Source organism: Spirillospora sp. NPDC046719 (assembly GCF_040645715.1).
GTDB lineage: Bacteria > Actinomycetota > Actinomycetes > Streptosporangiales > Streptosporangiaceae > Spirillospora.
Window position 1 is genome coordinate 1 of the sequence record NZ_JBEYYT010000016.1, and the last position, 17,045, is coordinate 17,045.

Here is a 17,045-nt window from a genome sequence, read left to right on the forward strand (position 1 = left end):
GCCGCCGCTCCGCGGACCCGCCCCCCGCCGGGCCCCGGCGCCCCACCTCTGCTGGGCGCCGGGGCCTCAAAAGCCCCCGGGCCATCGAGGGGCGCCAGGGGGTGCGGTTCTGTCGGCGGTGCGGGTCACAATGGACGCATGTGCCGCAGCATCAAGACGCTCCGCCCGCCGTTCAGCGAGGACGTGACCGACGAGGACGTCCGGGCGGCCGCGCTCCAGTACGTCCGCAAGATCTCCGGGTTCCGGGCCCCCGCGTCCCACAACGCCGAGGCGTTCGACCGCGCCGTCGAGGAGATCGCCCGCTCCACCGCGGCGCTCCTGGACTCCCTGGAGGTCAGGGGCCGCCGCGCGGGCTAGCCGCCCGTCCCGTGCCGGCCGGGGGCGCCGGTCAGTTGTGGCAGTCCTGGCCGGCGAGGTCCAGCGCGAGGGACGTGACGCGGCCGCCCGACAGCAGCAGGCTGTAGACGGCCTTCGGGTTGCCGGGGACGGGGGCGGACGAGCCGTTCACGCCGCGCGCCAGCTTCGGGTAGGCGCGCTCGACCTGCGCCAGCGTCGACCCGACGCCGATGCCCTGCGGGGTGCGCATGCCCCCGACGGCGAAGATCGACGCGATGCCGAGGCGCGGGGAGTAGTAGACGCCGACCGAGCCCTTCGGCGTGCGGTGCGTCCGCAGGTCGTAGCCGGAGCAGCCGGTCGCGCCCCCGCGCAGCTTCCCGATGAGCAGGCCGCTCCCGCGCAGCTGCCGGGCCGTCATCCCGAGCCGGAGCGTCCCGTAGCCGAGCGGGCCGAGGGCCGCCGGGCGGTTCGGCGCGCCGGGCCTGCGCGGCGCGGGTCGCTGACCGCCACCGCCGCCGAGGTTCGGGGTGCTGGTCGCACCGATCGCGGGCGCCGACACCTCGGCCGTCCCGCCGCCCTTGGCGTCCCCGCCGCCACCGCCGCCCCCGCAGCCGGCCAGCAGCAGCGCCCCCGCCGCCGTCCCCGCCGCCACGATCGCCGAACGCCCCATCCGGACTCCCCCAAGAAACGATCACGTGCCGGCCCATCAGACGGGACCGGCACGCGATCGGTTCAATTTGCCCGGAATGCGGGATATGTAGCTACTCCGCGGCGACCAGCTCGGCGATCTGGACGGCGTTCAGCGCCGCGCCCTTGCGCAGGTTGTCGCCCGAGCAGAACAGCGCCAGCCCGTTCTCCACGGTCTCGTCGCGGCGGATCCGGCCGACGTAGGTCGGGTCCTGCCCGGCGGCCTGCAGCGGCGTCGGCACGTCCGCCAGCACCACGCCCGGCGCGCCGGACAGCAGCTCGCTGGCCCGCTCCGGCCCGATCGGCCGCTCGAACCGCGCGTTGATCTGCAGCGAGTGCCCGGTGAACACCGGCACCCGCACGCAGGTCCCGGACACCTTCAGGTCCGGGATCTCCAGGATCTTGCGGCTCTCGTTGCGGAGCTTCTGCTCCTCGTCGGTCTCGGCGAGCCCGTCGTCCACGATCGAGCCGGCCATCGGCAGCACGTTGAACGCGATCGGCCGCACGTACACCTGCGGGTCGGGGAACTCCACCGCCGAGCCGTCGTGGGTGAGCCGGTCGGCGTTCTCGACGACCTTGCGCGCCTGCTCGTGCAGCTCCGACACGCCCGCGAGGCCGCTGCCCGACACCGCCTGGTACGTCGACACGACCAGCGCGGCCAGCCCCGCCTCGGCGTGCAGCGGCCGCAGCACCGGCATCGCCGCCATCGTCGTGCAGTTCGGGTTGGCGATGATCCCCTTCGGCCGGTCCGTCGCCGCGTGCGGGTTGACCTCGGCCACCACCAGCGGGACGTCCGGGTCCATCCGCCAGGCGGACGAGTTGTCGATCACGACCGCGCCGGCCGCGGCGACCTTCGGCGCCAGCTCCTTCGACGAGCCCTTGCCCGCGGAGAACAGCACGATGTCGAGGCCCGCGTAGTCGGCGGCCGCCGCGTCCTCGACGGTGATCTCGGTGTCGCCCCAGGGCAGCTTCCGCCCGGCCGAACGGGCCGAGGCGAACAGCCGCAGCTCGTCCACCGGGAATCCGCGTTCCGCCAGGATGCGGCGCATCACGCCCCCGACCTGGCCGGTGGCCCCGACGATCCCGATCCTCATGCCGCTCCCTCTGCTCGCGCTCTGGTCGTCCTTGCTCCCGTGACCTGGGCCGACGAGTCTGCCGGGCCACGTCCGGGACGTCCAGTGATTAACCCTTCACACCGACTCTAAGCGGCGCTGAACCGAGATGTACACGCAGGCCACCCGGTCGGGGGTCCCGCCCGGCGGCGCCGCGGGGGTCACCACACGATCATCGACTCCTCGTCGTCGGGCGTGATTCCGGCGGCCTCGGTGCCGGCGGAGGCCGCAGCGGTGGGCGCCGCCGCCTGGTCCGCGGCGCGTCTGCGGATCATCTCCTCGACCGCGTGCTTGCCCGCGAGGATGACGTCCCGGTCCGCCCGCTGCCACCACGGGGTGAGCCACATCTCGACGGGGCGCGCCGTGCCCGCCACCAGGGCGGCGCGCCCGAACGACAGGGTCCGGATCTCCTCGGGGTGCAGCGCAGGGCGCCCCTTGTGCCGGCCCACCAGCTCGGAGAGCTCCGCGAGGTCCCCGGCGCTGCCGCCGCCACCGGCGATGATCCGGAACGTGGAGTTGTCCCACAGCTCCTCGGCCCGCTGCCCCCATTCGGCCCGCGCGTCCGAGATCGACGTCAGGTAGGTGTGGACGGCGATGCCGTAGGCACCCGAATCTCCCACATAGGTGGGCAGCTCGGGCAGCGGGCAGATGTCCGTCACCTGGTTCAGCTCGAAGGTCAGGGGCGGGTCGAGGCGGCCGGTGGCCTGAATCCTCGCCGCACGCCGGGCCAGCGCGAAGAACTCTTCGACGATGTCGGCGACGATCGGCGCGATGCTCCCGGGCTCGTTGTGCCGCTTGGTGATGAAGTACAGGGTGTTGCGGCCCTTGAGGAATTCGTTGAAGTCGAACCGCTCGCCGGGAGGCGGCGAGAGGTCGTCGACGACACGGGGGATCGAGAAGCAGCTCATGACCTGCATCACGCCGGCCCAGAGACGCTCGTCCCGCCTGTTGAAGTCCAGTTGCGCCGCATATCCCGGTGCGCCCCTGCCTTCGCGTTCGGCCTGGCGCAGGATGTCCACCGCTTCGTCGGCGTTGGCCTCGTAGACCCAGCGCACCACGTCGCGGATGGTGAGACCACCGACCGCGCCCGCGTGCATCAGGGAGCGGACGATGGTGGTCACTCCGGCGACCGCCCGGCCCCCCTCCTTCTCCATCCTGAAGCCGACGGCCCAGACGAGCGCGCCGGATCTGATCCCGGCCACGTTCGCGTCCTCGCATCCCTCCAGGTAGTTCCAGCGCACCCGATGCGGCCACCCCGTCCAGTCGTAGGGGTCGAACACGTACACTCGGCCGTACCGCGCCCGCACCATCGCGGTGTTGACGAACGTCTCCCGCCGGCTCGACGTGACGATGCAGGGACCGGGGGCGTCGATGGTGAACGGCGTGACGAAGTGCACATCCTTCCCCTGCCGTGGAGCGGCGACGACGACGAGCGGGTCTTCGACGGACGCGTACAGCTTCCGGCGCGACCTGATGTCCCGTCCGATGCAGAAGCCCACGTCCTCGGGCCGCACCTCGCGCATGGGCCGGTTCTCGAAGGACGGGCGGAGCAGCCGCGCCTTTCTCAGGACGGCCCGCGCGCTCAGCAGCCTGCGGACCTCCCACCCGGACGCGAAGCCGAGCCGCAGCCGCCGGAAGGTCCGGCGGCGGCGCACGTTCAAGAGCAGCCGTACCGCGAAGTAGCCCACCACCGGCACAGAAGCGATGATCACGATCAGCAAGGGGACCGGCACCTTGGGTGACTCCTCACTGCCCCGCCGGCGCGACCTCGACGGTCGCTCAACTGCGGGCGACATCTCCTGGTGCTCCGGATTGTCCGCAGAAGGCCGAGGGACGCCACCACCTGGTTCGGAGAATTCGTCCGCACTGCCGGCGCGATTGCGGGCAGATATCTTCCGATCACAGAGATCTACCCATAGTGGCATGAACTAGCTATAACCTTTACATAACCATACAACACGAACATTAACCATTGTTTGTCGATGAACCGTGCGGATCTGGTACAGACCCGGCGAGAACGCGGCCCGAGAACGAACCGGGGCGACCAGAGGCCCCATGACACCACCGCTCACTTCTGCCTTGCGGACGGGCGGTCACGACGGACAGGTGGCTCCCGAGCCGCATGGCGAACCCGAGGCCTCGACCTCACCGAGCACGCTCTGAAGGAACGACACTCGATGTCAAACTCTCCACCGCACCCTGGCACGAATTCGATTCGGGCCACTACTTCAGCCTCAACCACAGCCGGCCGCGCGAGGACGATATCCGGATCCTCAAGCTCGTTCGCGATTTCTTGTGTCCATTCACGGGTCCTTGGGCGCTCCGCCGGCGCTGATGGGTGCTTGGGGTTTTATGGTCCATAGGTAGCTTTTCGGCGGCGTCAGCTGACGTGACCGGTGTGCGGTGCCGGCGGTCAGGCCGGGCCTGTCCCCGCCTGGCGGCCTACGTGCCCGTCATTCCGGAGGCTGATGACATCACCCGCCCCGGCGGCAAAGATCTATCCAGTACAGCGGCGGCGTGGATATCCGTGTCGGCACGGAAATGCCGGCCCTCAGAGCCCGGTCGGTGGCCGTCGGCAAGGGTGCATCACAGCAGGGAGGTCAGCTGTGCGATGGCCAAGTTCGCGCCGTGTGATGCAGGTCAGCGGCATCGCCTGGATCGTGAGCTGGTTCTGTCTCGGCCTGGAAATCTTCTACTGGCACCATGTCACCAAGACGTTGCACCTGAACCCGCCGAAGGTGCCTGCCGGGTATCCCAAGCCTCAGCCGGGGCAGTTCCTGCTCTCGGTCCTGGCCGGATCGGCGCTCGCGCCTGTGGTGTTCCTCGCCACCGCCATCGCGGCGCAGGCGGGGAAGTCACGCGGGCACACACGGGCGACGCTTGCTGAATAGCCTGCCCCAGTGGGGCGCCTGATTCTCTTGTCCTGGGGCTGCCGGGTGCGGTTCATCCGGGGAAGGGCGTGGCGCGGGACCCCGATCCGGGCGGCCGGAGGACGTGGCCCCGCCGACGCAGTGCCGCCGCTGCGGGACGGGCCCGGAAGGGGCCGAGCCCGCCGAGGCGGGGCGGGCGCAGGTCATCGGCATGCTGCTCGGCGTCCCGCACCGCGCCCCGGCCGGCAGGGCAGGACGAGGAGGGGGAAGACCCGGGAAAGCGGCGCCCGGGGCGCCGCACCTGCTGGTGGTCCGCAGCCCGGAAAGGTTCGCCGGAGTCCTCATCACTGACGGCTACCCGGCCTACCAGGGGCTGCTGTCCCGGCTTCCCGGCATCCAGCAGTGCTGCGCGCACGTGATCCGCCGCTGCCGCGCCGTCACCAGGCTCGGCCCTGGCAGCCTGCAGTCCTGGGCCGGCGACGTCATCGCCGTCCTGCACGAGGCACGCCAGGCCGTGGAGGAAGCCCGCGCCCGCGGCGACACCGCCCTGGGCGGGGAGCTGCTGGAGGGGCTCCGCGAGCGCTACGACAAGGCCGCTGCCTTCGGCGTCACCAACAACCGGCTGCTGAACTGGGCCAAGGACAGCCACCTCGCTACGCCCTCGCCCGCTGGCTGCAGAAATTCAGGGAACAGGTGTGGCTGTTCACCCGCGACTTCGCCGTGGAGTGGACGAACAACGCCTCCGAGCGCGCCGTGAAGGGACCCAAGCGCCACCAGGCCGTCTCCGGCCACTGGCACAGCCTCGCCGCCCTCGCCCGCTGGTGCCGCATCCGCAGCTACCTCACCTCAGCCGCCAGCCACGACCTCAGCGTCCTTGACGCCGTCCGCACCGCCGTCGAAGAGAAACCCTGGCTACCGCCGCTCCCCGCCATCATCCGACGCCACTCATGCAGCACCCGTGAATGGACACGATTTCTTCGCCACCGTCACCTTGCCCGCCGGTGCACGCGGAATCGATGTCGGCACCGGAACCGACCTTTATCCGGCACTCGCGCTGCTGCCGCTGTGCGAAGAGGGACTCACTCTCTGGGAGCAGGGCAATTTCAAGGTCGCCTGTCTGAGGTGATCAGGCCCTGTTGTCCGGATCGGTTGGGGCCACGCAGGGTGACGCCGGAACGAAGATGACCTTCTGTTCGGGATCAGGGGAGTTCTCACGCTTCCAGCCCGCTCACGCGTCGGCGGGCCGCCGCCGGAGCCGCCACGATCCGCCGGGTGCTGATCGCGGTGGACGCCGACGCGCTCGACCGCGTCATCGGCGACCGGCTGCGGGCCTGCGCCGCCTGCGACCAGGGCGGGTGGCAGATCGCGCTGGACGGCAAGGACCTGCACTTGCGACACGAGGTCGCACGCTGTGAGTGGATGACGTTGAGGAGGCCGGGGTGAATCCGGTGACGTGATCTCAGGCCAGTGCTCACGGGCCTGTCCCCACCTCTGCGTGCGTCGCGGGTGACTGCGGGGTGCGAAGCCCGGGGGAGAGCCGGAGGTCTCCTGTTCTTTCCGGGGGATACGGGCGAGGGGAAGCCCGGGCGGGCGAACACGCGTGAACCCTTGGTTGATGCCTCGTCATCTTGAACGCCCGGAAAGGAAGCGGTAGCGGGCCGAGCGGGGGCGTGCCGCTGGAAGGCGGCAGATGCCGGTCGCAGAGCGCAGGGCGACCGGGAGAGCACCATCCTCCCCGGGGTACAGAGGGCGCCCAATCCGGCCGTGTCTCATGCGTGCGGAACGTGGTAGTCCCGTCGAGGTCCGGCATTGGTGCCGGTAGGCCGACCGTAAGGAAGGCTTCAACTCCCCGGCGGGCGTAGGACGGCCCGAGAAGCAAAGGCCGGCTACCGAAAGGTGGCGGGAAGGCGTCGTGTGTCCGGTTCTCCTGCCGGACGGCGTATAACCGGCCGGATACGGGGCGGATGCCCCGGCTCGAAAGAGCGCTGACGCGGGACGGGTGAGCCTGTGGAGATGACCGGTGGTCAAGGCGTTGGAACTGAAGGCAAGTTGGACGCTCTCGCTGCGGCGGGGGCGAACGGACCGGAGGATCCGGCTGAGGACTGGTTCGGGATCGACTGGGACCAGGAGGAAGACCGGGTACGGCGGCTGCGGCAGCGCATCTTCGCGGTGGCGCGGGACGGCGACCATAAACGGTTGCGCAACCCGCAAAAGCCGATGCTGCACTCACGCGCGAACGCTCGGGTGAGCGTGCACAGGGTGGCGCAGAGCAATCAGGGCCGTGCGACGGCCGGGGTCGACGGGCGGACCGCGCTGCTGGCGTCTCAGAGGGCCGAACTGGCCGACTGGGTGCAGCATCGTCGTGCGGGCTGGCGGCCTCGGCCGGTCAAGCGGGTGTTCATCCCCAAGACGAACGGGAAACGGCGTCCACTGGGAATACCGGTGATCCGGGACCGCGCCTGCCAGGCGGTGGCCCTCAACGCGCTGGAGCCCGAGTGGGAGGCGCGAGCGACCCAAGCGGGCCTGGATCGTGGATGCCGACTCGGCGGCCGCGTTCGACCGCATTGACCATCAGCAGCTCTTGGACCAACTCGGCCTGTTCCCCGCCAGGGACCAAGTCACCCAGTGGCTCAGAGCAGGGGTCATGGAGAACGGTCGATTCGCGCCGACGTGGGAGGGAACGCCGCAAGGCGGTGTGCTCTCCCCGTGCCAGTTGAACGTGGCGCTTCAGGGGATGGAACACGCTGCCGGTGCTCGATACAGCACCAAACCATCACACAAGGGATGGAGCGTGCCGGGCACACCAATGGTCATCAGGTACGCCGACGACCTGGTCGTACTCTGCCACAGCAGGCAGGAGGCAGAGCAGGTCAAAGCACAGCTCGCCGCGTGGCTGGAGCCACGAGGGCTGGTCCTCAACGAGGACAAGACACGCATCGTCCGCCTCGATGAGGGCTTCGACTTCCTCGGCTTCAACATCCGCCACTACCCCAGCGGCAAGCTGCTGATCAAACCGGACAAGGCAGCAGTGAAACGCTTCCGGACAAGGCTGCGCACCGAGGTGCGGCGACTCTACGGAGCGAACGCGTCGGTGATCGGGAAACTCAACCCGGTCCTGCGCGGCTGGGCGGCCTACTACCGGACAGCGGTGTCCAAGCAGACGTTCGCCTCCATCGACCACACCCTGTGGTGGACGTTGACGAGGTGGCCAAGCATCGGCACAAGGACAAGTCGCCGGCATGAGCCGTGTGCCGTGACAAGTGGCACGCACGGTTCTGAGGGGGCCCCGGCACGGCAACGTGCCGGGGCTTACCCGGCGGCGCGGCCAAGGCGGCAGGCCGCAAGATCCATCTGCTCGCGGCCCTCGATCACGCCACGAGACCGCTCCAATTGCCGGCAGCCGGTTGCCGCGACATTGCAGGCACTTTGCGGGCCACCCCACCGATAACCGAGGCTCGCGGATTACTTGTTGTTTCCGTGCCGGGCTATGACCACCATCATCTTCTGGTACCCGTCTCGAGCTTTGAGCATCGTCTGTTCGACGACAGAGAGGCTGAATGTCAGGCCAGCGTCCCGATACGCCTGAGCAATCTCCTCCACGGAGAGTTCTACAGCGGGATAATGAGTCCCCTCGCCAGCTTGGTATCCTTGTGAACCCACCATGTGAGCGGCGATGATTATCCCGCCCGGCCGGACAGTTGTGGCCAAGTTTCGGGTCGCCAGCCAGAATTCTTGCCGGGAACTGGTTATGGATTCCGTGACAAAATATGAGCTCACGATATCATAGCGACTCTTGGGCAGGGCGAACACAGAGCCGAGCACGGAGTTCCCGAGTTCACATACTCGCTCAAGGCAGCCCAAATATTGGTCACCTGCGGTACCGATCATCAACTCCTCGAACTTATTCCATATCCCCCCACTCCTCTCCTCTGGAGTTTGCGCGATCATGGCCTGCACATACGAGCGATTCGACGAGCTGTACTCGATCAGGTCAATCGCCCCGTCGTCAGCCAGGTAAGGTGCGAGGATCATCGCCGGATACAGATTTGGGCCTGATCCGATATCTGCCACCAGCTTCGCATCCTTGAACGGAATATTCAGCTGGGCCAGATGGTCCGTGACGATATTGATGATCGTGCGATCTTCCGGAAGAATACGAGTTCCATAATTGCGGGTGACGTATTCATCCGAATCGAACTGTTCCCAACTGCTCTCCCGGTCGTGGGATACCAAGAGTCGGCGTGCCTGCTCGGCCAACAATTCACAGATGACGTACACGATAACTTCGGGCGAGAGTCGCTCACTGTCGTAGAACAGATTGTGGTATCGGTCTTGAGTAACGATCTCCATCGCCCGCACTAGTGCGTATGTCTTATCCTGCTGGCTTTGGAAATACCGGTCCAGCATCATGACGTGTTGCATCTCCCGGCTGGCCGGGTGGAAGTGGCTGGCGGCCTCCATAGCGTGACAGGTGGGCCGCCCCTGCCGCTTGACCAGGATGCCTCGACGGCGGAATTCTCGTTTCCGGTTGTGAGAGAGAAGTGCAAGTCTTTCGATGAAACTCTCAGATGGATAGAAGATCACATCGCCATTGGGCAACGTATCGACGTCTCCCGCATGACTCTGCCTCAGCCGCTGCACCAACTCGTCTACCGCAGGCGGCAGCTCGCTTTCCCGGATGAAGATGTAGTTCTTACCCGGACGATCATCCGGTTTGATCGCACCGAAATCTCGGAAGATGTCAGCTATCGCGACCACGTAGCGATCGCGCTCCTCCTGGGTAAGTTCCCGGCCAGGGATATAACTCGTCAGATCGTCAATGAGGGCGACGCATCGGACATTTTCGCAATCCGCGAAGACGTCACGAAAGATTCCAGCGAGTAGTAGTCCGATCTGTTCATCCGCGGGAAGTCGCTCTGTCCGGATCTCCAACCCGTCGGCGGTAAGATGATTAGCGGCGTAAGGTCCAACAGTTTCGATACCGATGACGGATGCCCCACTGGTCGCCGTCCTGAGAATGTCATCCAACCAGGCATAGGAAATGTCGATTCCCAGCTTGGCGAGTTCCTCGTAGTCGCCTTCCCCCAGGGCGCGAAGAACATGCCGGACCACCATCGATTGAAGTTCCAGGCGATTCCTATACTCTGCGGCGTAGGATTTAAGCCGCTCGAGTACACCTTCACAGCGTTCGCGGAGTATATGATCGCTCTTCTCGGAACGTACCCGATTCAGCGGCGAATAATTCACTTGCGGTCGAAAGGTCAGGGAGTGCGCGAGCATCGCCAAGTGCTCTTTAGAGTACTCGCCATAGGTTCCGTTGCGAACCGCGGTTCGGCCGTTAGACAGAAGGGCGTCGGCCTGCATTTCGATATCTGTCTTCACGTGGGTGCCTTTCTCGTTGCATTGTGTTGCTTCCAGCAAATTCACAGCCACGAAACCGGACGTCCCAAACCATATTCTCCTCTGTCTTTGTCGGGACACAGGGGCATCTGGCGCGGGGCACACAACGGCTTTCTGGTCCTGTAGGTTCAGGAACCTACTAGGACTGTCCGGTGCGAGCGTTTGGTGGCAACACCATCTGAGTGGTCAAGGCGTTGGAACCGAAGGGCAAGTTGGACGCTCTCGCTGCGGCGGGGGCGAACGGACCGGAGGATCCGGCTGAGGACTGGTCGCGGCCGCCACCTATGCCGGAATCGTGCTCGGTCGGCGTCAGGTCGCCGCCAAGAGCGGCGAGACCACCTGCTTCACCGACCTGCTGGAACCACTGAACCTGCATGGCGCCGTCGTCACCACCGACGCGCTGCACACCGTCCGCGAGCACGCCACATGGCTGGCCGAGGTCGAGAACGCCGACTACATCGTGATCGTCAAGGGAACCAGAAGTATCTGTACCGCCAGCTCAAGCGTCTGCCCTGGCGCGATGTGCCGCTGGCCGACAAGACCCGAGACCACGCCCATGGCCGCGATGAGATCCGCCGCTTGAAGGTCTGCACCGTCGGCGGCCTGCTGTTCCCGCACGCCGCCCAGGCCGTGCAGGTCAAGCGACGCCGCACCGATGCGGTGACCGGCAAGACCACCATCACCACTGTGTACGCGGTCACCAGCCTGACCGCCGAGCATGCCCGCCCCGCTCTCCTCGCCGCGTACATCCGCGGCCGCCCCGACCACGCCCTTCAGCTACTCGGTCTCACGAGTTGAGAACGCATGAGCCCTGGCCATCACCCAACGACTTTGAAATTGCCCTGCTCTGGAAGTACGCCTCGCCCAACATCGAATGGCTCGAGAAGCAACTGGCGTCGTACTCGACTTCCTGGGACCAATTCTGGCGACTGCTCCGCGAGAGCCCGCGCCATGCCGCGGTGACCGACCCGCGTCAGGCCCTCAGATCGCGCGCCGTCATCCGCCAGGGCAGCATCTTCGACCTGCCGCAGGAGGAATGGGACGTCGGCACGATGTTCTTCGTCGCCGAGTCGATCTCGTCCCAGGTCGCCGGGTTCCGCGCGGCGACCCGTGGCTTCCTGCGGGCGCTCCGGCCGGGATCCCCGTTCGCCGCGGCCTTCATGGAGAACTCCGCCGGCTACGACGTCGGGGGCACGTCCTTCCCGGCCGTGCCGGTGAGCCCGGCGGATCTCCGCGAGGTGATGGCCGGCCTGACCGAGGAAGTCGGCATCGACCGCATCGACATTGGCGGGAAGCCGCTCCGTGAGGGCTACAGCGGCATGCTCCTCGTCCGGGGCACGACGGCAAGGAGGGAAGGGCCTCGATGAAGATCCAGCCTCGGCGGCGCCCGCCGCGGGTCCCGTGCGCGGCTAGCCGCGCCACCGTTGAGCCGGGCCTGTTCACGGTGGCTTACCGCGACGCCACGGGGGCGGCCTGACGTGCTCGTCATTGCGACCTCCGACAAGGGGGGCACCGGGCGATCGGTGACCGGTGGCAACATCGCCTACCGCCGGTCCCTGCGCGGCGGCGACGTCTGCTATCTCGACTTCGACCTCGGATCGCCCACGGCGGGCGCGGTCTTCGGCGTCGAGCGGGCCGCCCGCGGCATCGATTGCGGCGGCCTGCGCTCCTTCCTCCAGGGCAGGATCGCCGAGCCGGACCACATCGACGTCGGCGCGACTCCGACCAGGTGGGCATGGGGGTGCGGCCGCCGGGCGCAGGCCGGCCCCTCCGCCGAGCACCGACGGCTCCCGTCCGCCCCTGCACGAAGTGGGCTGGTTGTGCAATGGCGAGCGCTCGACGACCGCCTCCGCCGACGAGGCGATGCGCAGGCACGCGCGCCCTGGCGGCCGCCGCGTGAGAACACCGCCCGGCAGCACTCGATCTTCGTGGACGTGGAGCTCTGGAGCGAGCCGCCCGGCCGTTCAGCGCCTACCGGACCATGTCCGTGCTCGACCCCCGCTTCCTGCCGGTCGAGGGGGCGGTCCGCACCATCCTTGATCAGGTGGCCGTCGACGACGAGATGCTGCGGCAGATCGCCGACCGCGGCTCCGCCGAATCCATCGAGCTGCCCCCGGCCGTGGTGGACAGGGTCGCCTCTGTCTTCGCCGGTGGGTTCTGACACCCGCGCGGCCGCCGGGACCCGTCCCGGCGGCCGCCGCGCCGCCCCCACCCAGGGCGGAATCGTGATGGGCGTGGTCCGCACCGGGCTGCTGCTCAACTCCGCTGCGGCGTCCCGCGCCGATGCACGTGCGGCACTGGCGGTCCTCCCCGGTAAGCCGGTGCACACCTTCGAGCGGCCGATCCCGTACGCGGTCTCGCCGAACGTCGTCGCGGGCGTCGACTGCGAGCTGGCGACCCGGTCCGGGCGCGGGGTGCGGGCCGTCGGCACGGTGCTGGCACAGGCGTCAGTCTGGACACGGTGCAAGGTCAGATTCCAGCAGCAATGGCAGGGACTCGATCGATCGCATTCGCGATCGACTCGCGCTGCACACCCTGACCCTCCTCGGCTCGACGGCCGGCGGGTGAGGGTCCTCCCGCGAGGCGGTATCCGGGACGTCGGGGTGGACTCAGGGGCGAATCAGGGCGGTTCCGGATGTCGCGCCGGCGCCAGGGTGGGCATCATCGAGGCATGGACATGAACAAGGGCACCACCGAACGGCGGCTCCGCCGCACCCGCGACGGGCGCATGCTCGCGGGCGTCTGCTCCGGCGCCGCCGAATTCCTCGGCGTCGACGCCAACATCGTCCGGCTCGTCCTCGCCGTCTTCACGATCTTCGGCGGCGCGGGCGTGGCCCTCTACCTGATCGCCTGGCTGCTGATCCCCGAGGAGGGCGCCGCGACGTCCATCGCCGAGGACCTGTTCAAGAAGGCCCAGGACAACCCGAACGTCCAGGACGCCGTCCAGCGCACCAAGGACGCCGTCAACAAGAACCGCACGCACGCTTGAGGCGCCGGCCGGAGCGGAGCGCCAGCGGAGTGGAGGGCGGCGCCTCAAGCGTGCCCTCCCTGGGGGTGTGGGGATCGCCCCCCACATGAACGACCAGACTGAGGCGGCCCCCGTGGCGGGGCTCAGGGGGCGGGGGCGGAGCGGCGGATGCCGGGGAGGTCCTCGTCCCGGGACGGGGCCACCTCCACGGAGTCGACGGGCTCGGTCATGCCGGAGATGACGCCGCCGCGGATCTGGTTCCAGGACAGCGACAGCATCGCCGCGACCGACAGACCGAGGACGCCCGCGAGCGCCACCACCGTCTGCGGGCCGAGGACCTGCGTCGCGGCCCCGGCGGCGAGGATGCCGAGGCCCTGTCCGGCGAGGATGCCGGACTGGGCGAGGCCGAACGCCTGGCCGCGCCCGGACGGCGGCACCGCCGCGACGAACGCCGCGTTCGCCGCCAGCTGGTATGCGCTGCCCATCCCGGACAGCGCCCACAGCGCCACCACCCCCCACAGCGGCGGGTGGACGCCCGCGCCGACCAGCGGCAGGCACGCGGCCATCGACATCCATCCCATGACTCGCAGCCGGTTCATCGGGCGGACGAACCGGCTGAACAGGAACGCTCCGAACACCATCCCGGTCGGCATCGCCGACATCAGCAGCCCCACCGTCACCGCGCTGCCGCCGAACGTCGCCGCGTACGGCGCCGCCAGGCCCTCCGGGACGACGTAGAACGCGCACAGCCACGCGAACAGCACCAGCGACCGCAGCACCGGGTCGCCGAACACGAGCCGCGCCCCGTCCCGCGTCCCGCGCCACAGCCCGAGCGACTCCCGCTCGCGCTCCTTCGGCGCGGCGCGCGGCCGCAGCCCGCCCACCAGGATCACCGCGGACAGGCCGAACGTCAGCGCGTCGATGGCGAGCGCCTCGCGGGACCCGACCGCCAGCACGATCGCGCCTCCGGCCAGGGACCCGAGCATCTGCGTGCCCTGATGGGTCATGTTGTTGATCGCCGACCCGGCCACATACCGGTCGCCCTCCAGCACGTCCGGCAGCACCGCCGCGCGCGCGGCGGTGAACGGGGCGCCCAGCAGCACGGTCGCGAACACCAGCAGGCACAGCCCCGCGAACGGCAGCTCGACCAGCGCCATCAGCGCCATCAGGCACGCCCGCAGCACATCGCAGACGATCATCACGGTGCGGCGCGGGAACAGGTCGGCCAGCCCCGACAGCACCGGCCCGCCCACGATCGGCGGCAGGTACGTCAGCGCGTAGGTGACGGCCGTCAGCAGCGCCGAGTCCGTGCGGTGGAACACCAGCACGGCCAGCGCGACCTGCGCCAGCTGGTCCCCGATGAACGACAGCGCCTGTGCCAGCCAGAGGGCACGGAACTCACCTACCGCGAACACCTCGCGGTAGGTGGCCTGCTCCTCCGCCGGACGCCGATGCCGGCCGGTCTGCCTTCCCGCCACGCACGCTCCAGTTGGCTCGTCCAGGGGTGGACGACCCTCCTATTAACTCACGCTGCGTGGCAGTTATGTGACCTACCGTGCCCAAATATTGAAACCTGTCGCCGCCGGTCGTCAGTACCCCAGGTCGTGGAGCCGGCGGTCATCGATCCCGAAATGGTGCGCGATCTCGTGGATCACCGTGATCCGCACCTCTTCCACCACCTGCTCCTCGGTGTCGCAGATCCGCAGGATCTCCCGGCGGTAGATGGAGATGTGATCGGGCAGGACGGCCCCGTACCAGTCGCCGCGCTCCGTGAGGGGTACGCCTTGGTAAAGGCCCAGCAGGCCGCGCTCGGGTGCGTCATCCTCGACCACGACGACGACGTTGCGCATCTGGGCGGCCAGCTCGGCCGGGACGGTGTCGAGGGCCTCGCCGACCAGGTCCTCGAACGCCTCCCGCGACATCTCGATCACAGTGCCATTCTGCTCGACAGAAGGAGGATCGTTGCCGTTCCGGCCGACCGCCCTCGCCGCCCGGATCACCGCCCTCGCCGCCCGCCTGCCCCGCGCCGCGTCCGCCGCCCGTAAGACGCGCGCCGGCGCGGTCCGCGCGCGCGCCGCCGGCGTCCGCGCCGCCCGCAGCCGCTGGACGCGCGTCGCCCTCACCATCGCCATCGGCCTCGCCGGCGGCTACGTCGGCCTCCTCGTCGGCGGCCGCACCGTCACGCCCGTCGGCCCCGCGAACGTCCAGCTCGTCCTGCACCCGTCCCTGCACGGCGGCACCACCCTCGAACTGCCGCCGCTCGGCGCCGTCCACCTCGACACCCACGCCGGCCCCGTCTCCGTCGAGGCCCACCTCACCGACGTCCGGCCCGACCAGGCGCAGAAGCTCATCGAGGACGACTCGCAGCTCGACCGCGTCACCGACCAGATCGCCGACCAGATCCGGCACGGCGTGACCGTCCTGCTGGCCCGCGCGGTCGTGCTCGCGCTGGTCTTCGCGTTCCTCGCCGCGCTGATCCTGTTCCGGTCCTGGCGGCGCGCCGTCGCCGCGCTCGGCGCGTCCGCCGCCGGCGTGGTCGCCGTCGCCCTGGTCGCCTGGACGACCTTCAACCCCGACTCCATCGCCGAGCCCCGCTACACCGGCCTGCTCGCCAACGCCCCGCAGGTCGTCGGCGACGCCCAGACCGTGTTCACCCGCTTCTCCACCTACCGCGCCAACCTCGCCCGCCTCGTCGGCAACGCCTCCAAGCTCTACGCCGCGACCTCGGCGCTGCCGACCTACGAGCCGGACCCGTCCACCATCCGCGTCGTGGACGTCTCCGACATCCACCTGAACCCCACCGCGTGGAACGTCATCAAGTCCGTCAGCACCCAGTTCCACGCCACCTTCATCATCGACACCGGCGACCTCATGGACCACGGCAGCAAGCCCGAGGACAAGTTCGCCGACTCGATCTCCGGCCTGAAGATCCCGTACGTCTACATCCGCGGCAACCACGACTCGAGGGGCACCCAGCGGGCCGTCGCGGCGCAGAAGAACGCGATCGTCCTGGACGACCAGATGCGCGAGGTCGGCGGCCTGCGCGTCTACGGCGTCGGCGACCCCCGCTTCACCCCCGACAAGAGCACCCGCGACGACTTCGTCGGCGCCGACCAGGTCCGCGCCGAGGGCCAGGTCCTCGCCGACCGGCTCAGCAAGTCCGGCACCAGGCCCGACGTCGTCCTCACCCACGACCCCGCCGAAGGCCAGGCGTTCTCCGGCCTCACCCCCCTGATCCTCTCCGGCCACCTGCACGCCCGCGAGACGAAGCTCCTCCCCACCGGCACCCGCCTGTTCGTCCAGGGCTCCACCGGCGGCGCCGGCCTGCGCGGCCTCGAACACGAGCAGCCGACCCCCATCGAGCTGTCCGTCCTCTACTTCAACCGCGCCTCGCACCGCCTCCAGGGCTGGGACGACCTGCAGCTCGGCGGCCTCGGCCTCACCTCCGCCAAGATCGAGCGCCATCTCGAACCCGCCCCGGACCGCGCCATCCGGCCGCAGCCCCCGGCCACCGCCCCGCCCGCGTCCCCGACCTCCCCGTTCCCGTCGAGGTTCCCGTCCGACTGGCCGTCCCGCAGCCCGTCCCCCACCACGTCGCCCACGTCGTCGCCGTCCCCCACCCGCGAACGCGGGTAACCGTTTGCGCGCCGCCCCGCCCCGTCCTCTACACTT

19 protein-coding genes and 2 pseudogenes are annotated in these 17,045 nt (G+C 68.9%); 15 read left to right on the top strand and 6 right to left on the bottom strand.

Going from position 1 to position 17,045, the window contains the following annotated elements; all coding sequences use genetic code 11:
* Window positions 1–138: 138 nt before the first annotated feature.
* Window positions 139–357, top strand: coding sequence for a DUF2277 domain-containing protein (locus ABZ914_RS04770; protein ID WP_190859209.1), 219 nt, complete (start codon window positions 139–141; stop codon window positions 355–357).
* A gap of 31 nt (window positions 358–388) precedes the next feature.
* On the opposite strand, the gene ABZ914_RS04775 is transcribed toward ABZ914_RS04770, so the two are convergent.
* The 3 genes from ABZ914_RS04775 to ABZ914_RS04785 all read right to left on the bottom strand — a co-directional run bounded on the left by ABZ914_RS04775 (window position 389) and on the right by ABZ914_RS04785 (window position 3,868).
* Window positions 389–1,006 (bottom strand): hypothetical protein, encoded by a 618-nt coding sequence (locus ABZ914_RS04775; protein ID WP_500191675.1) that lies wholly within the window; start codon window positions 1,004–1,006, stop codon window positions 389–391.
* 91 nt (window positions 1,007–1,097) lie between these two features.
* Window positions 1,098–2,117: an aspartate-semialdehyde dehydrogenase gene (locus ABZ914_RS04780; RefSeq protein WP_387033174.1), complete on the bottom strand. Its 1,020-nt coding sequence runs from the start codon at window positions 2,115–2,117 to the stop codon at window positions 1,098–1,100.
* A 179-nt stretch (window positions 2,118–2,296) separates the two neighbouring features.
* Window positions 2,297–3,868, bottom strand: a complete 1,572-nt coding sequence (locus tag ABZ914_RS04785) for a type IV secretory system conjugative DNA transfer family protein (RefSeq protein WP_500191676.1) — start codon at window positions 3,866–3,868, stop codon at window positions 2,297–2,299.
* 897 nt (window positions 3,869–4,765) lie between these two features.
* Here ABZ914_RS04785 and ABZ914_RS04790 point away from each other — a divergent pair.
* From ABZ914_RS04790 to ABZ914_RS04815, 6 genes are all read left to right on the top strand, one after another.
* Window positions 4,766–5,026 (top strand): hypothetical protein, encoded by a 261-nt coding sequence (locus tag ABZ914_RS04790; protein ID WP_500191677.1) that lies wholly within the window; start codon window positions 4,766–4,768, stop codon window positions 5,024–5,026.
* A 103-nt stretch (window positions 5,027–5,129) separates the two neighbouring features.
* Window positions 5,130–5,762 (top strand): IS66 family transposase, encoded by a 633-nt coding sequence (locus ABZ914_RS04795; protein WP_500191679.1) that lies wholly within the window; start codon window positions 5,130–5,132, stop codon window positions 5,760–5,762.
* Window positions 5,763–5,963: 201 nt separating this feature from the next.
* Complete coding sequence (locus tag ABZ914_RS04800) at window positions 5,964–6,131, top strand: hypothetical protein (protein WP_500191680.1); 168 nt, start codon at window positions 5,964–5,966, stop codon at window positions 6,129–6,131.
* Window positions 6,132–6,277: 146 nt separating this feature from the next.
* Window positions 6,278–6,448 (top strand): hypothetical protein, encoded by a 171-nt coding sequence (locus ABZ914_RS04805; RefSeq protein WP_500191681.1) that lies wholly within the window; start codon window positions 6,278–6,280, stop codon window positions 6,446–6,448.
* A gap of 570 nt (window positions 6,449–7,018) precedes the next feature.
* Window positions 7,019–7,573, top strand: a complete 555-nt coding sequence (locus ABZ914_RS04810) for a reverse transcriptase N-terminal domain-containing protein (protein ID WP_500191683.1) — start codon at window positions 7,019–7,021, stop codon at window positions 7,571–7,573.
* The gene (locus tag ABZ914_RS04815; protein ID WP_500191684.1) at window positions 7,536–8,453 is read left to right on the top strand and encodes a reverse transcriptase domain-containing protein; all 918 of its coding nucleotides are present in this window, start codon (window positions 7,536–7,538) and stop codon (window positions 8,451–8,453) included. Before ABZ914_RS04810 ends, ABZ914_RS04815 begins: the two co-directional genes overlap by 38 nt.
* 14 nt (window positions 8,454–8,467) lie before the next feature.
* Here ABZ914_RS04815 and ABZ914_RS04820 read toward each other — a convergent pair whose 3' ends face one another.
* On the bottom strand, window positions 8,468–10,432 hold the full coding sequence (locus ABZ914_RS04820) for a class I SAM-dependent methyltransferase (RefSeq protein ID WP_500191685.1): 1,965 nt from the start codon (window positions 10,430–10,432) through the stop codon (window positions 8,468–8,470).
* 268 nt (window positions 10,433–10,700) lie between these two features.
* Between ABZ914_RS04820 and ABZ914_RS04825 the strand changes: the two genes are divergently transcribed.
* The 7 genes and pseudogenes from ABZ914_RS04825 (at window position 10,701) to ABZ914_RS04855 (ending at window position 13,394) form a co-directional block, all read left to right on the top strand.
* Complete coding sequence (locus ABZ914_RS04825; RefSeq protein WP_500191686.1) at window positions 10,701–10,988, top strand: hypothetical protein; 288 nt, start codon at window positions 10,701–10,703, stop codon at window positions 10,986–10,988.
* A complete protein-coding gene (locus ABZ914_RS04830; RefSeq protein ID WP_500191687.1) occupies window positions 10,985–11,203 on the top strand; it encodes a hypothetical protein in 219 nt (72 codons plus the stop codon). Before ABZ914_RS04825 ends, ABZ914_RS04830 begins: the two co-directional genes overlap by 4 nt.
* Window positions 11,200–11,772, top strand: a complete 573-nt coding sequence (locus ABZ914_RS04835; protein WP_500191688.1) for a hypothetical protein — start codon at window positions 11,200–11,202, stop codon at window positions 11,770–11,772. The genes ABZ914_RS04830 and ABZ914_RS04835 overlap by 4 nt, the downstream gene beginning before the upstream one ends.
* A 163-nt stretch (window positions 11,773–11,935) precedes the next feature.
* Window positions 11,936–12,259, top strand: a pseudogene (locus ABZ914_RS04840) (hypothetical protein); the annotation flags it as partial.
* Window positions 12,226–12,338 (top strand): annotated as a pseudogene (locus ABZ914_RS04845) (hypothetical protein); the annotation flags it as partial. The pseudogenes ABZ914_RS04840 and ABZ914_RS04845, both read left to right, overlap by 34 nt.
* 9 nt (window positions 12,339–12,347) lie before the next feature.
* A complete protein-coding gene (locus tag ABZ914_RS04850; protein WP_500191745.1) occupies window positions 12,348–12,566 on the top strand; it encodes a hypothetical protein in 219 nt (72 codons plus the stop codon).
* Between the two features lie 510 nt (window positions 12,567–13,076).
* A complete protein-coding gene (locus tag ABZ914_RS04855; RefSeq protein ID WP_500191690.1) occupies window positions 13,077–13,394 on the top strand; it encodes a PspC domain-containing protein in 318 nt (105 codons plus the stop codon).
* Window positions 13,395–13,516: 122 nt separating this feature from the next.
* Here ABZ914_RS04855 and ABZ914_RS04860 read toward each other — a convergent pair whose 3' ends face one another.
* Both ABZ914_RS04860 and ABZ914_RS04865 read right to left on the bottom strand, forming a co-directional pair.
* Complete coding sequence (locus ABZ914_RS04860) at window positions 13,517–14,851, bottom strand: MFS transporter (protein WP_500191691.1); 1,335 nt, start codon at window positions 14,849–14,851, stop codon at window positions 13,517–13,519.
* A 111-nt stretch (window positions 14,852–14,962) separates the two neighbouring features.
* Window positions 14,963–15,304 (bottom strand): metallopeptidase family protein, encoded by a 342-nt coding sequence (locus ABZ914_RS04865; RefSeq protein WP_190859235.1) that lies wholly within the window; start codon window positions 15,302–15,304, stop codon window positions 14,963–14,965.
* A 31-nt stretch (window positions 15,305–15,335) separates the two neighbouring features.
* Here ABZ914_RS04865 and ABZ914_RS04870 point away from each other — a divergent pair, with 31 nt between their 5' ends.
* A complete protein-coding gene (locus ABZ914_RS04870; protein WP_500191693.1) occupies window positions 15,336–17,009 on the top strand; it encodes a metallophosphoesterase family protein in 1,674 nt (557 codons plus the stop codon).
* Window positions 17,010–17,045: the final 36 nt, after the last annotated feature.

What these genes read in the sequence shown, in the direction of transcription:
- ABZ914_RS04810 (WP_500191683.1), top strand. Translation starts at nt 7,019, where the DNA reads ATGACCGGTGGTCAAGGCGTTGGAACTGAAGGCAAGTTGGACGCTCTC.
- ABZ914_RS04770 (WP_190859209.1), top strand. Translation starts at nt 139, where the DNA reads ATGTGCCGCAGCATCAAGACGCTCCGCCCGCCGTTCAGCGAGGACGTG.
- ABZ914_RS04780 (WP_387033174.1), bottom strand. Translation starts at nt 2,117, where the DNA reads ATGAGGATCGGGATCGTCGGGGCCACCGGCCAGGTCGGGGGCGTGATG.
- ABZ914_RS04775 (WP_500191675.1), bottom strand. Translation starts at nt 1,006, where the DNA reads ATGGGGCGTTCGGCGATCGTGGCGGCGGGGACGGCGGCGGGGGCGCTG.
- ABZ914_RS04855 (WP_500191690.1), top strand. Translation starts at nt 13,077, where the DNA reads ATGGACATGAACAAGGGCACCACCGAACGGCGGCTCCGCCGCACCCGC.